Raw genomic sequence first — 13,593 nt, 5'->3', positions numbered from 1 at the left:
AAAAACCCGCTTTAGAGCGGGTTTTTTTATGCTGTTTGAAATCTAGGTAGAATCCTGTTAGAAATAGCGGAATTTTTTGATAAGAACAATATATGAAAAGTATTACAGTCAATCATCCTTACCGCCCAGATCTCTATCTTTTTATCTTACATGCAGTCCTGATGGCATGCAGCTTCTACCTTTGGAAGGTTTATCCATACATTCCAACCAAGCCAGATATGGGTGCTTTATTCTTTTTGATTATTTCTGTTTTGGGTGGATTTATTGGAATCATCATCGTTGCGGTCAGTTTACCAAGATTAGACCGCTCTGTGCCTTACTTAACGCTTTCAAAATTTGTTTTAAGTTTGGTGTATTGGTTGTCGAGCACAACCATTTTCGTTTTATTTGGCAGTACTAAATTTATATTCAATAATCCCCTTGTACTATTTGTCTTCGTTTTTCTATTTTTTAGCAGCCTGTATTTTTCAATAATTCGTGTTGCAGATATGCGTAAGAAAGATTGGCTCATTATCGGTGGAGTATTGGGTGGCCTTGTGTTGTTGTTCTTTTTGCCGAAGATTTAATGAAAATATTGAGTGGTTCAAGGTCATGACTTTTTTATGATATTTCAATATTGCAGCATGTAAGACTTAATTGCTTGTAAAACAAATAAAACCTCGTTATAAATTAGTGGGGTATTTATTTTTGAAAATATAATGAAGTTATCACAACCACAAAAAGTCGCAGAATTTTTAAAAGCACACCCAAATCAAAAATTTAATTCTCGTGAAATAGCAGAAGCTATTATAAAAATATATCCAGAAGATTATGAAGTAAAACGATCTAATGATAGATTTTATTCAGAAGCTGATTTTATTCAACAAATCGTCCGTGAAATTAGCAGTACAGCAAAAACTAATATTCAAAAAATTTCACCAAATATCCATATACGGGATCAACCAAGACCTAGAGTTTTTTGGTTTAACCCCTCTGAAGTCTATGAATCACAGCTCCAGCTTAATAATGTGATGGATTCGCATGCTATAGATATTGAAAAAGAATTACCAATTAAAGATGATCGACTATCTGAACATGATCTCTACCCTATTTTAATAGAGTTTTTAAATTCTGAACTTGATTTATATTGTCTTAGAATAGATGAAAAACGCTCTAAGAACTCTCGAGGGCAAAATGGTAATCAATGGTTACACCCTGATATTGTTGCAATGCAAGCACTAGATGACCATTGGCATGATCTTATAAAGACTTGCGTAAAAAATAGCTCAGGGCAAAATGTAAAATTATGGTCTTTTGAAGTTAAAAAAGAGCTAAATAGCTCAAATGTTAGAAGTAGTTTTTTCCAAGCCGTCAGTAATTCTAGTTGGGCAAATGAAGGTTATTTGGTAGCAACTGCAATTTCTACAAATGAAGTCGAAGAGGAACTTCGCATGCTTTCTGCACTTCACGGAATTGGTGTAATCATTTTAATTCCTGAAAATCCAACTGAAAGTGAAATTTTTCTTCCTGCTCGACGAAGACAAGAAGTAGATTGGCAATCTATAAATCGCATATTAAGTGAAAATTCAGATTTTAAAAACTTTATCGAATTAGTCTCAATTTATTACCAAACGGGCCGTATTCGAAAACACGATTGGAATAGATAGCCCATCTAGCCAACTCACTTCCATTTCCCTATACTCGACTAAACAACACTCAACAAGAATGAAACTTATGAAATTGAAAGCATTCCTTTTGACTAGTCTTGCGGGTATCGCACTTTCTGCATGTACATCTGCACCAACGATTCCACAACTTGAAACTGGTGTATTACAAGAAGTTCAAAACATTGATGTCTACCCAGATACCACAGATAACAAAGCAAAACTGACTAAATTTGTAGATAAATGCGTGATTGAATTTACAGGCAATTTAGAAGAAGCAAAATCTGTTGAACAATGGTCATTTAAAGGCTTAACCCTCATTTCAGGTGGTACAGCAACCTTTGCCAAAGATGGTACAAGTTCAGCGCACAATTTTGATTTAAATGCGGCGGATGTACAAAAGAACTTCCTTGCATTACGCGGTCATTTTGCAAAAGATGCGCTTACACAATGTGAATAAATAATAAGAACCATATCTCCAAAATGGAGGTATGGTTTCATTTTTTCCTTGAATCTTGAACAATAATTCGTTCAAACCCATAATTTTTAATCATGAAAATCGTAACTAGCACCACACCACAGCAACGCGCAAAACACATATAAGCCACTGTATTTTCATAAAATTACAATACTACGTTAACTTAACCAAGTTTCCACACTTCAAACTTCCGCGTATCTGAGCTGTTATTGCATTGTGTGACTTATCGCACAAAACCACTTTTTGCTTTTTTTTACTCTTAAGATGTCCTCTGCTCCAAAAGCGCTAATGCTGAGTGCAACAGCAGCGTTCAATAAAAGAGGACAAATGCAAAGATGAAACCTTTATTTAAAACAACACTGATCACCGCAGCATTATTCGCAACCACTCCACTATTTGCGAACACCGCAGTAGAAGCCAATGCGAAAGTTGAAACACAGCAACCGTCTGTACTGCAAAATCTAAAACAAGACATTAATCAGTCTGCGCATACAGCCGGTGACAAAATTGAAAAAGGCGTCGATAAGACCAAAACATTCACCCAAGAAAAATGGCAAGACACCAAACAATTCAGTGCTGACAAAAAGCAAGATGCAAAAAATAAATGGGCTGACCTAAAACAGTCTAAAGATGAAAAGTCAGATGCAGCGAAAGCCAAGATCGATGCCAAAGCTGAGCAAAATAAAGCTAAGCTTGATGAGCGTAAAGCACAGCTCGATGAAAAAGCTGCAAAAGACAAAGCAAAACTCGATGAACGTAAAAGCAATGTCGACAACAAAGTTGATCAAACCAAGAGCTATTTAGGTGAAAAAGCTCAGGAAGGTCGCCAATTTGCCAGTGAAAAATGGCAACAAACCAAAGCGAATTTCCAAAAAGGTCAAGAAGCCAATGTGAGTGGCAGTAGCAATGTACAGTTGCAAACGCCTGTTGCACAAGCTGAAGTCCATAGCTCACATGAAGCCAGCTTAGGTGCTCACAAATAAATAAACTGGCTTTCATACCCTCTCCTCCAGAGAGTAGGCTCACCCTTCGGTGGGCCTTTTTTTACCTTATGCAAAATACAAACGTGTACAAAGCTGTCATTTGCTGTATTGATTTTGCTACGGCAAGTTTTTTTCGCTGCAATTTTTCCTATAATGCGTTAAAACCATTCATCAGATAGAAAACCTATAAAATTCAGAGGTGAAGCTGTGAAGATTTCATTAAAAGCAACGCTATGCATAAGCTTAATATTCACGACACCCATGCTTTGGGCACAAGAAAACGCAGCAGCGCAAAGTACTGAGCAACAAGCGAAAAAACCTGTGAGCCCTTATGGCGATAATCCAAATTTATTGCATGTGTGGGCCTATAAAGCCCAAGAAGGCGTGGTCGGTGCTGCTAAAAATATTGGTGAAATGACTGAACGTGGAATTTCTAAAATTAAGCCTTCGGTTGACCAAGCTTGGGACAATACGAAAACTGCTACTCAAAATACAGTGCAACAGGTTGATCAGGGCGCACAGCAAGCCACTCAAAACGTCAATGAAAAATTGAAGCAAACCCGTGAAAATATCACAGGCAAAACCAGCCAACCTGCGCCCATCAGCCAACAGTCGTTGAGTGAACCGTCTTCAGGTAATACGATTAATACAACTCCAAGCAACAATGCGGGGCAAAATAACAATCAATATCCTCAAAGTAGCTATCCTTCGAGTTCGACGTCTACAACCTATCCTGTGACTGATTTATAATTTAACACTACATTTAAAAGCTCAACTTTGGTTGGGCTTTTTTAAAACCAAAATTAAATACTTTTGGTCTTTGGCCTATGCCTATAAAAACAATGAATTAATGAGAAAAAAATGCGAATTTTATTTGGTATCTTGCTTGGCATTCTGCTCTGTGTTGGCTCTGTGATTGGCTTACAACGTTTTCCACAATTGTTGAAAAGTTATCCACAGTTGCAGACTATTTTTCCCCAATTGTACGATTCATACCAATATAACCATGATGCCGAAGGTAAATTATTACAAACCTTAGAGATGCTAGATGACGAAGAATACAAATCGACTGAAGGCAATGAAGCGACGCTGTATCAACTCGATGGCCAATGCAAAATAAACCTCTATGTTTTTGGAGAATCCAATCAATCCCTAACAAGTTATTATTTTCACAATGATCAGATTTTACGTGCCTATGAGACAAATTTGATCTACCCAAATGGTGGCTTTAATCCTGTACCCAATACCAAAGAGCCTTTTAAACTCGAAAAAAGTTATTTACGAATCATGATGCCAAACAGTATCAAGACTGAACTTGAATTTGAGCGGATCAAAAATCATTTCAATGCTAAATTTTTGAAAAAATGCTGAAATTTAACTATTAAATTAAGCATTAAGCATTAAGCATTAAGCATTAAGCATTAGGCTTGAGATATCGCCTACGTACAAACGATGCTGTACAGATTTGAATAAGCATCAACAGGCAAAATGGATAATCAACCCAGACTGATAAATGATCAATATGAGCAACCTCTCCAAAGACAGAAAAATAGACCTGTCCCACAATAATAGGCACTACAACAAGCCATAGCCCCCAATACCAATAGCAATTTAAAAAATCAATAAGCGCTAAGACGAAATGCGCAATAAAAAATACCGAAACCAGCACAACTTGTAAGGTCGGCATGAATTTATGAACTTCAAAATCAGGATTCTGGAATAAATAATTTTCACTGATATTTAGTACATAACTGTACCATGCCCAAGTAATGCATGCGGTAAAGAGAATCAGCATGCAAAATAATCTTAAACTTTTTTTATTGGCAAGATCGACCTGCATAGACATCCCTATTTATATAGAGCTTTGTTCAAAAATAAGGTTCCTTAAACTCGTTTTAATTCACCTGCCGAATGACCATCCCCGCTTTAAAGGCCTCTACATTTTCAACCATTTGCTGCACGATACGTTGTCTTGCATCGACGCTGCCCCATGCACTATGTGGAGTAATAATTAAATTTGGAATACTTGGGTCAAGCAACACATTACCCTGCTTAGGTGGCTCAACCGTCAAGACATCGGTTGCCGCACCTGCAATCTTTCCTGATTTCAATGCCTCGGCTAATGCCGATTCATTAACCACACCACCTCGTGCGCAATTGATCACAAAGGCCGATGCTTTCATTTGAGCCAAGCTTTCATGATTGAGTAAATCACGAGTTTCATCAGTTAAAGGACAATGCAAACTCAGAAAATCGACCTGCGCTAACATCTCAGAAAAGGCCACTCGCTCAGCCACCATAGGTCGATTCGGTAGCGCGCCAATCATAATTTTCATGCCAAACGCTTTAGCCAAATGTGCCACGGCTTGACCCAATTCGCCATAGCCGACAATCCCCAAAGTCTTACCAGCCAACTCAATAATTGGAAAATCTAGTAAGCAGAACTGATCTGCTTTTTGCCAATCTCTCTGTTGGACCGCCCGATCATACTGTCGAAATGATGTCGCCAAGTTCAACATTAACATCAAGGTATGCTGTGCGACTGCAGCGGTGCCATAAGCTTGGCAATTACACACCACGATGCCTTGTTGCTGTGCGTGTACAAGGTCAACATTATTGGTGCCAGTGGCAGAAATTAAGATCAGTTTTAATTGCGGATTGAGCTGCATGTGCTCAGCATTGATGTGTACTTTATTGCTGATAATCACATCAGCCCCTTGTATGCGCTGAGCAACCTCTGCAGCCATTGTTGCGGGATAGAGCGTCAAGTCATCAAACTGTGCTTCTAGTCCGCTAAAATCTAAGTCCTGTTTATCTAGAGACTGATAATCTAGAAATACCGCTTTCATGGCTGCTTCCCTTCTGGCCGATTATAAAAATTCGATTGTGGATGATTAAAACCTGTGATGCACCAAAGTGCAATCGAACAGCATATAAAAAAACCCGCTATTTCGCGGGTTTATCGAGATGATGTTGCAATGAATTTCGAATTTTGAGTATGACATAAATGGTCAGTATCGTAAGTAACAACATGCTGCTGCTAAAAATCAGTATGCTTGAACTAACCCCCTGTGCATAGGCTGAACCCATGGTCAGCACTAAGATGAATAATACAGCAAGCATCTGTGTTGAATGCATACTGATACCCCTCGTATTCCTCATGATGTTTTAGGTAGTATGATTGTTTTTTATACTACCTTTCTCTCATCATAATCTCTTCCTACAAATTAGCAAGCTTTGGATTTTCAACCCAATGTCGAGCTTAAATTTGTTCGGGTTGCACCACAAACTGGCAAGATGCATCGGCATTTTCCACAAAGAAGACTTGACCAAATTCATCGCTACTCAAACGCAATTCTTTATAGTTCAGCGTGTAATAGCCCACATATTTCTGCATTAAAATCGGATGCATACCTGCCGCCAGTTCATCTTGAGCTAAGACCAATTTCATTACCTGACGGTCATTCATCACCACCATGTAACGCTCATCTTGGACTTGGACGTAAACTAGACCTGTGCCCTTCGGCTGCAAAGGAATCAAAAACTTGTGATTCAGCGCAATTACACCAGCTGCATAGCTTTCAATTTTTTGGCTAATCACATTAAACACTAAACCATGTTCAAACTGGTCGAGTAACAGGTTACGATTATCCTGTGGCACAAAAGTTGTGATCCCCAACTTTTGCAGATCTTGCTCACTGACTTGTTTGTTATTAAACAATACTCGCAATAAGGTCTGCTTTTGTTTGGCATCAAAAAATTGAGGGTCAAGCTGAAACGAATTGCTTTTTAAAATTTCACCCAAAGCATCACGATGGCGTGTCAGTAAATTTTCGATGACTTTTCGATAATAAAATTTGCTGTTTTTCTTAACCCGACGCATTTTTTGATAAAAATACGGCGCATCAAAAGGATGTCTCAAGAAATCATTTAACAGTTCAGAACTCGCCAATACCGCAATGGCATCATGCCCTGTAAACGGCAGATGCAACACATGCACATGTGGAATTAAAGCCTGTAATTTTTCAAAGTGCGCGCGATCTTCTGGACAATAAGGATCATACACCACGATATATTCACGTGTAGTCGATACGTCTTCAGCAAGTACTCGCATATTGGCATGCAGATTAGGTTGAAAGAACATGCCATAGCGTGTATCGACAATATCCTCTGGGTCTATGGAGTACTGCGGCACCATACTGACCACACGCTGGAATCCAAATAAATTGGCATACTTAATGGCCGCATAGCCGCCCATGGAACCACCATAGGCAATTCGCAGCTCAAATTGCTCTAGGATCGGCTTGATGGCTTGATACATCTGTTGCATTGACGTTGTTGGAAACCAAGATTTTTGTTTCGGCATCACACCGATCACATTAAAATCATATTTTTGCAAAGACTTCTCAGCATTAATGCTCAAGCCCTTGGCGCGGGTAATCAAATCACCGAAGGAGAAAATAAGCTCACGAGAACTGCCTGGCTGAAAAATGACACGAATTTGATCATCTTCAAAAATGATGTGCTTTTCCATTGTACTTTGCTCCAGTCCTTGTTGCGTCACGCTTTTCCTTCCTTGTTGCATTCAAAGTTTATCTTGTTCCGAATATGCTATTTTATAGAGGCCATACAGATTAAAAAGTGCAGAATATGACACATTCAATACATCCTGCCACACAACAAGGCTTTAGCTCTGCAGCTGAACTCTATCAACAAGCCCGTCCTGACTACCCGATTGAAATCAGTGCGTGGCTACAACAACATTTAGCTTTAGCCCCTCAAGCCCATCTGGTGGACTTAGGTTCAGGTACAGGCAAATTTCTCGAGTATATTCGCCCACTCAGTGAAAATATCACCGCGATCGAACCTGTACATGAAATGCTGCAACAATTGCAGAAAAAACATCCGCATATTGCAACTTTAGCCGCCCAAAGTGATCAGATTCCACTGCATGATCATTCTGTAGCAGCGGTATTTTGTGCCCAATCATTTCATTGGTTTGCCACCCCTGAAACCCTCAATGAAATCAGTCGTATCTTGGTTCCCAATGGTGATCTTGTTTTGATTTGGAACCAGCGTGATATCCAAGTCAATTGGGTCAAACAACTCGCTGATGTCTTGAGTGAACTCGAAGGTGACACACCACGTTATCATAGTGGGCAATGGCAAAAAGTGTTTGAGCAGCAGCAAACATTTAAATTAATTGCCGAAACCACCTTTCAACAATTGCATCATGGTACAGTGGAACACGTGGTTTCCAAACGATTATTGTCCACCAGTTTTATTGCAGCGTTAAGCACGGATGAACAACAAAAACTGAAACAACAATTTGAAAATATCGTGGCTGAATCAACCCAAAAGACGGCACAGGATTTCATTGATTTTCCGTATATCACGCATGTCTATATCTTTAGAAAAACACATTAGGACACGATTATGCTCATGCCAATCTCTTTAAAAAAACTCAGTGTCATCTTCCTCATGGGTACAGTCTTAGGACTCACTGCATGTGAAAAATCAACAAAAACAGTGGAACAAAATAGTGAAATCAGTTCCGATGATCAAATCATGAAAGAGCTGAATAGTGATCCTATTAAAAACTTTGCCAAGACCCCAGATGATTTACACGACCTCACGCTTCTGACGCAATATGACGAGAGCTTTAGTCAAATTAGCGATGAGATGGAAGATGAGCTGATGAAACTGCGTGAGGAAGGCAAACTCACCGATGAATTTTCTACACAGCGTAAGCGTGACAACATCCAGTCGGCATTAAATATGCTCAAAGAACTCGAAATGAAAACTGAACAAGGCCGTTACATTCAAGGCTTGATGTACCAGTACTGGGACAATCAATCACAAATTTATCGTGAGAAAAATCAAGCAGCCGATGGCGAGTTAAAAAATCCAAGTGATAGTGTCAAAGGTCTCGGTCAGTTTATTCATGCTCAAGAACAATTGGGACATTGGCAAGAACAATATCCCGAGCTTAAACATCCTGCTCAAGCTCAATAAATTAAAAGTCGAAAAATGACTTAAACAAAAAGGGTTCCACGTGAACCCTTTTTTATTTAGAAATACAACGCAAAAAATTAAGGACGCTCTGCATATTGCGGTAACTCATCATGAATACTGTCCCATTCAGCTTTGGATGCGACAAAGATATGACAGGTCGGTTTCTGCGTCAGAGGCGTATCTAAGGTACCTATACGTAGGCGGTAATAATCAGGCGTTTCAGCCTTAATACTGATGATCGGCGAACCACACTCACTACAAAAACAACGCTGTGTGGTTGGTGAAGATTGAAACTTTTTCAATACCTGTTCACCCGACACAATTTTGAAATCTGCTTTAGCAATCGGGGCATTGGTCGCAAATGCCGTGCCATTAGCTTTTCTGCACCGAGAACAATGACATTGCACGATCTCACCGATCGGACCATTGATCTCATAACAAACCGCTCCACACAAGCAGCTTCCGGTATATTGTTCTTGTACGCGCATAATGGTCTTTCTTAGAAGAATTTCATCTCAAAATATCACAACTCCTCAGCAAGATTGTGACAATTTGAAGCGCTTAGCTCTGCAAAGAAACCAGATAGTTTTGAACCCCTTCACCCGCTGCTCGACCGGTTGCAAGGCATGCTGTTAGCAAATAGCCTCCTGTAGGCGCATCCCAATCCAACATTTCTCCGCAAGCAAATACTGCAGGATTGCTCTTCAATTGTAACCCATCATTTAGGACTGAACGCTTCACACCGCCAGCGCAGCTGATCGCCTCATCTATCGGGCGAAATCCATCGAGTTGAATATTTAAGTGTTTAATTTTCGCAGCAAGTAAGGCAGGTTCATGCCACAAAGATTTATCCACCAGTTCACGGACCAGCGCAGCTTTCGCCGCATCTAAACCGGCTTTACGCCAAACATTGGTTAAAGACTGCTTCTTCGAAGGCTGTAGTTTCTTTGCCAATTGCTCAACACTTTGATCTGGCAATAAGTCCAAAGTTAGCTGCATGGGCTGAGCAGATTTCACCTGTTGACGCAGTGCTCGACCTTGTTTGTAGATCAATCCACTTTCCAGTCCATAGTGTGAAATGATGATATCACCTTGGGTCGGCTCGGCTTGCTCGACCCATGCATTGACCCGCTTTAAAGGCTGTCCAAACACGGGCTGCATGAACTTCGACCAAACGCGTTCCACACCGGCATTACTGGCCTGAAAAGCTTCAATACTCTCAGGCTGCAGCCATTTTTGCCATGCGCCATCACTGCCTAAACGTGACCAAGACACAGCCCCACATGCCATAATAATCGCATCAAAGCCAAGCGCTTGATTTGATCCATCAACAAGGTTTTGAATCGTCAGCTGATTGGACTGTAAGTCCAAAACTTGATGTCGATAATGAAACTGCACCCCGTCGAGACTGAGACGTTTTAACCATGAACGCAGCAAAGGCGCAGCTTTCATTTCAATAGGAAATACCCGACCCGATGAACCAATATAGGTTTCAATACCCAGTCCCATCATCCATTGTTGAATCCATGCTGCATCCCACTGCTTAACCCATGGGCTCAGCCATTCCACTTGATCATAGCGCTGCACAAATTGTTCAATGGGTTCTGCATGCGAAATATTCAGCCCTGTCTTGCCCGCCATTAAAAATTTTCGCGCTGCCGACGGTTTTTGCTCATAAACATGAATGTCATAGTCAAATTGGCTAAGCACTTCCGCCGCCATCAATCCCGCAGGACCTGCACCAATAATTGCAATACGCTGAGTCATGCCCAATTATTCCGCCTGTTCTTTGACAGGATTTTGTCCCTGTAAAGGCTGAAAATCATCAAAACGTGTGGTGTAATCTACAGGCTTGGTAATGATTAACTGCTGACAGAGTTCACCACGTTCTAGATATTTAATCTCAAAGTGTGTACGTGCTGAAGTCTCTGCAATGCGTTCTTTGACAAAAGGTAGCTTCCAAACATCGATTAACTGCTGCTGCGCTTCCTCAATATATTCAGGAATATTACTCGCCAAGGTAATCTGACCACCCGGCTGCAAACGCGACAATAGAAATTCAAAAAACGGCATATTTAACCAGCGCTGTGCAGGATTATGCGGTTCAGGGTTTGGATACAAAATAAAGAATTGCTGTACTTGCGCAGGATGTAAGGCATGTACTACCCAAGGTAATGCATCAGCATGAATTGGAGTTAAATTGTTTTGCCCCTCAAGTTGATGCTGCTTTTGCATTGCCACAAATTTTTCACGTGTACGCTCAACAGCAATCAATTGAAATTCAGGGTGATTGGCTGAAAATAATAATGCGTGTTTACCTTTACCAGCCCCAATTTCCACACAAATCGGTGTGGAATCAATCGGCTGAAAATCACGGGGAGCTCGCATACGCTGCGCTTGAAATTGACGAATAGGCATAAACAGATCAAACTAAACAGAACGGCATAAGTCTAACAACTGCGACTGTTTTTGCCTAATTGAATCATCCATTTTCGCTGGAGTTGCCCCATGCCAACCACCATGAACTGCCCTCGTTGTGGCAAACTCACCACATGGGAAGACAATGAATACCGCCCATTCTGCTCAGATCGTTGCAAATTGATTGATCTTGGTGCTTGGGCCAATGACGAATATCGCCTGCCTACCCAAGATGCGCCACAAGCTGATGGTGGCCGTGAAGAAGATCAGTTCTAAATACGCTTTGATCGGATTTAAATGTGAAAAATATCCAAGAAAAAGGTCTACCGCAGTAGACCTTTTTTTATTTTACCCAATCAAGTTAAAGCGTATTGCTTAACCAGCTTTACCCGCAACAAAAGGATTGTGCTGCTTTTCATAGCCAATGGTACTCATTGGCCCATGCCCAGAAATAAACTGAGTATCGTCAGGTAAACTAAAGCATTCGCGTTGAATCGAGTCTAATAGCTGCTGATGATTGCCACGCGGAAAGTCAGTACGGCCGATAGAACCTTTAAATAATACATCACCTGTCCATAACACCCCATATTTAGCGTTATAGAACATAACGTGGCCTGGTGTATGCCCCGGTGCAAAACGTACTTCAAACTCTTCTTCACCCAGTTTCAGTGTTTCGCCACCTTCTAACCACTGAGTCACATGAACATTTTCAGGGATCGGAAAGCCATATTTGGCTGATACGTCTTGAATCATGTCGAGCCAAAATGCATCTTCTTTATGCGGGCCAATCACCGGAACATTCCATGCTTGGGTTAATGCCCCAACCGCACCCGCATGGTCTAAATGGCCATGCGTTAACCACAAGGCTTTGACCGTTAAACCGAGCGCTTCAACTTCGGCTTTTAATTTTTCCGGCTCTCCCCCTGCATCAATCAAGACCGCTTCTTTCGACTCAGAGTCCCAAACAATGGAACAGTTTTGTTGAAATGCCGTAACGGGCACGATTTTAACTTGCAACATAGGGCGAAAACCTCAAGGCGATGAATGGGCTAATGTTTGCTTTAAGGCATCAAGATTAGCTTGAAGTAATAAATTGAGCAATGCGACATGATCATCCCGCGCGTTTAATGCGGGAATATAGCCATATTCACCACCGCCTGCAGCTTGGAAAGTTTCAGCATTTTGCAGCGCCAACTCTTCTAGCGTTTCCAAACAATCCGCTGAAAATGCAGGGCTCATAACCTGTACCGATTTCACGCCTTGTTTGCCCCACGCTTCCAAAGTGGCATCGGTATAAGGTTTCACCCATTCTTGCTTACCAAAGCGCGATTGGAAACTGATTTCATATTGATCTTCATTTAAACCGAGCGCTTTTGCGACCAAGTACCCTGTTACACGGCAACGGTCAGCATAGGGATCACCTTTATCGGCATAAGGCTGTGGAATACCGTGGAATGACATCAGTAACTTATCCGCGAACCCATGCTCCGCTTGATAATCACGCACACTTTGCGCTAATGCTTGAATAAATAGCGGGTGCTGATAGTAGTCACGAATAATGCTCAAACCCGGCAAATTGCGTTGCTGCGGAATCCATTGTGCGATCGCATCATATAGCGGTGCAGTCGATGTTGCTGAATATTGTGGGAATAGTGGAAACAGGACGATGTGGTCTTGTGGCTGCTCAGCCAATTGCGCTAAAGCGGCAGAAATCCCCGGATTACCATAAGTCATGGCCGGAATCACATTTAGTTCAAATTCTGGATATTTTGCTGTGAGATGCTGTTTTACTGCGGCGACTTGCTCAAATAAAATTTCACGCATGGGCGAATCATTGCCCCAAACCATTTCATAGGCATGCGCCACACGCTTTGGTCGAAATGGCAAAATGAACAAACGTAGAATGATTTGCCATATCGGTTTCGGGATTTCAATCACCCGCTGATCTGACAAAAACTGTTGCAGAAAACGACGCACTGCGGGTACAGTTGGCGCATCAGGCGTACCTAGATTTGCCAGAATAATGGTGACTTTAGCTTTTTCGGCAGGCAACATT

At 41.1% G+C, this 13,593-nt stretch carries 18 protein-coding genes; 9 read left to right on the top strand and 9 right to left on the bottom strand.

The window, feature by feature from the left end:
• Window positions 1-92 precede the first annotated feature (92 nt).
• The 6 genes from FTV27_RS09025 (at window position 93) to FTV27_RS09000 (ending at window position 4,475) form a co-directional block, all read left to right on the top strand.
• A complete protein-coding gene (locus FTV27_RS09025; RefSeq protein WP_180078103.1) occupies window positions 93-566 on the top strand; it encodes a hypothetical protein in 474 nt (157 codons plus the stop codon).
• A 129-nt stretch (window positions 567-695) separates the two neighbouring features.
• Window positions 696-1,646: an HrgA protein gene (locus FTV27_RS09020; protein ID WP_180024512.1), complete on the top strand. Its 951-nt coding sequence runs from the start codon at window positions 696-698 to the stop codon at window positions 1,644-1,646.
• A gap of 67 nt (window positions 1,647-1,713) precedes the next feature.
• Complete coding sequence (locus tag FTV27_RS09015; RefSeq protein WP_180078101.1) at window positions 1,714-2,103, top strand: hypothetical protein; 390 nt, start codon at window positions 1,714-1,716, stop codon at window positions 2,101-2,103.
• Between the two features lie 353 nt (window positions 2,104-2,456).
• Window positions 2,457-3,104 carry a hypothetical protein gene (locus FTV27_RS09010; protein WP_180078099.1) on the top strand — a complete coding sequence of 216 codons (648 nt, stop codon included), beginning with the start codon at window positions 2,457-2,459 and terminating at the stop codon, window positions 3,102-3,104.
• 261 nt (window positions 3,105-3,365) lie between these two features.
• Window positions 3,366-3,854: a hypothetical protein gene (locus tag FTV27_RS09005; protein ID WP_180078142.1), complete on the top strand. Its 489-nt coding sequence runs from the start codon at window positions 3,366-3,368 to the stop codon at window positions 3,852-3,854.
• Between the two features lie 111 nt (window positions 3,855-3,965).
• Window positions 3,966-4,475: a hypothetical protein gene (locus FTV27_RS09000; RefSeq protein ID WP_180078097.1), complete on the top strand. Its 510-nt coding sequence runs from the start codon at window positions 3,966-3,968 to the stop codon at window positions 4,473-4,475.
• Window positions 4,476-4,518: 43 nt separating this feature from the next.
• On the opposite strand, the gene FTV27_RS08995 is transcribed toward FTV27_RS09000, so the two are convergent.
• The 4 genes from FTV27_RS08995 to FTV27_RS08980 form a co-directional block, all read right to left on the bottom strand.
• Complete coding sequence (locus tag FTV27_RS08995) at window positions 4,519-4,944, bottom strand: hypothetical protein (protein ID WP_180078095.1); 426 nt, start codon at window positions 4,942-4,944, stop codon at window positions 4,519-4,521.
• A gap of 55 nt (window positions 4,945-4,999) precedes the next feature.
• Window positions 5,000-5,953, bottom strand: coding sequence for a 2-hydroxyacid dehydrogenase (locus FTV27_RS08990; protein WP_180078093.1), 954 nt, complete (start codon window positions 5,951-5,953; stop codon window positions 5,000-5,002).
• A gap of 97 nt (window positions 5,954-6,050) precedes the next feature.
• Window positions 6,051-6,242, bottom strand: coding sequence for a hypothetical protein (locus FTV27_RS08985; protein ID WP_078189765.1), 192 nt, complete (start codon window positions 6,240-6,242; stop codon window positions 6,051-6,053).
• A gap of 124 nt (window positions 6,243-6,366) precedes the next feature.
• Entirely contained in the window at window positions 6,367-7,638 is a 1,272-nt protein-coding gene (locus FTV27_RS08980; RefSeq protein ID WP_180078141.1) for an alpha/beta fold hydrolase, read from the bottom strand.
• A 116-nt stretch (window positions 7,639-7,754) separates the two neighbouring features.
• Between FTV27_RS08980 and FTV27_RS08975 the strand changes: the two genes are divergently transcribed.
• Together FTV27_RS08975 and FTV27_RS08970 are read left to right on the top strand one after the other, a co-directional pair.
• Window positions 7,755-8,531, top strand: coding sequence for a class I SAM-dependent methyltransferase (locus FTV27_RS08975; protein ID WP_180078091.1), 777 nt, complete (start codon window positions 7,755-7,757; stop codon window positions 8,529-8,531).
• Between the two features lie 15 nt (window positions 8,532-8,546).
• On the top strand, window positions 8,547-9,119 hold the full coding sequence (locus tag FTV27_RS08970) for a hypothetical protein (protein WP_180078139.1): 573 nt from the start codon (window positions 8,547-8,549) through the stop codon (window positions 9,117-9,119).
• Between the two features lie 77 nt (window positions 9,120-9,196).
• Here FTV27_RS08970 and FTV27_RS08965 read toward each other — a convergent pair whose 3' ends face one another.
• From FTV27_RS08965 to FTV27_RS08955, 3 genes are all read right to left on the bottom strand, one after another.
• The gene (locus tag FTV27_RS08965; protein WP_180078089.1) at window positions 9,197-9,607 is read right to left on the bottom strand and encodes a GFA family protein; all 411 of its coding nucleotides are present in this window, start codon (window positions 9,605-9,607) and stop codon (window positions 9,197-9,199) included.
• Window positions 9,608-9,680: 73 nt separating this feature from the next.
• Window positions 9,681-10,886 carry a TIGR03862 family flavoprotein gene (locus tag FTV27_RS08960; protein WP_180078088.1) on the bottom strand — a complete coding sequence of 402 codons (1,206 nt, stop codon included), beginning with the start codon at window positions 10,884-10,886 and terminating at the stop codon, window positions 9,681-9,683.
• A 6-nt stretch (window positions 10,887-10,892) separates the two neighbouring features.
• On the bottom strand, window positions 10,893-11,543 hold the full coding sequence (locus FTV27_RS08955) for a DUF938 domain-containing protein (protein WP_171319316.1): 651 nt from the start codon (window positions 11,541-11,543) through the stop codon (window positions 10,893-10,895).
• A gap of 84 nt (window positions 11,544-11,627) precedes the next feature.
• Between FTV27_RS08955 and FTV27_RS08950 the strand changes: the two genes are divergently transcribed.
• Window positions 11,628-11,813 (top strand): DNA gyrase inhibitor YacG, encoded by a 186-nt coding sequence (locus FTV27_RS08950; RefSeq protein ID WP_067764029.1) that lies wholly within the window; start codon window positions 11,628-11,630, stop codon window positions 11,811-11,813.
• Between the two features lie 99 nt (window positions 11,814-11,912).
• Here FTV27_RS08950 and FTV27_RS08945 read toward each other — a convergent pair whose 3' ends face one another.
• Together FTV27_RS08945 and hemH are read right to left on the bottom strand one after the other, a co-directional pair.
• Window positions 11,913-12,557, bottom strand: coding sequence for an MBL fold metallo-hydrolase (locus FTV27_RS08945; protein ID WP_180078086.1), 645 nt, complete (start codon window positions 12,555-12,557; stop codon window positions 11,913-11,915).
• Between the two features lie 12 nt (window positions 12,558-12,569).
• Window positions 12,570-13,592: a ferrochelatase gene (hemH, locus tag FTV27_RS08940; RefSeq protein WP_180078084.1), complete on the bottom strand. Its 1,023-nt coding sequence runs from the start codon at window positions 13,590-13,592 to the stop codon at window positions 12,570-12,572.
• Window position 13,593: the final 1 nt, after the last annotated feature.

Origin of the sequence: Acinetobacter sp. YH12251 (genome assembly GCF_013417465.1) — a bacterium.
Classification (GTDB): Bacteria; Pseudomonadota; Gammaproteobacteria; order Pseudomonadales; family Moraxellaceae; genus Acinetobacter; species Acinetobacter amyesii.
Note: the sequence above shows the minus strand (reverse complement) of the source record. Positions and strands in the feature narration are given on the sequence as shown.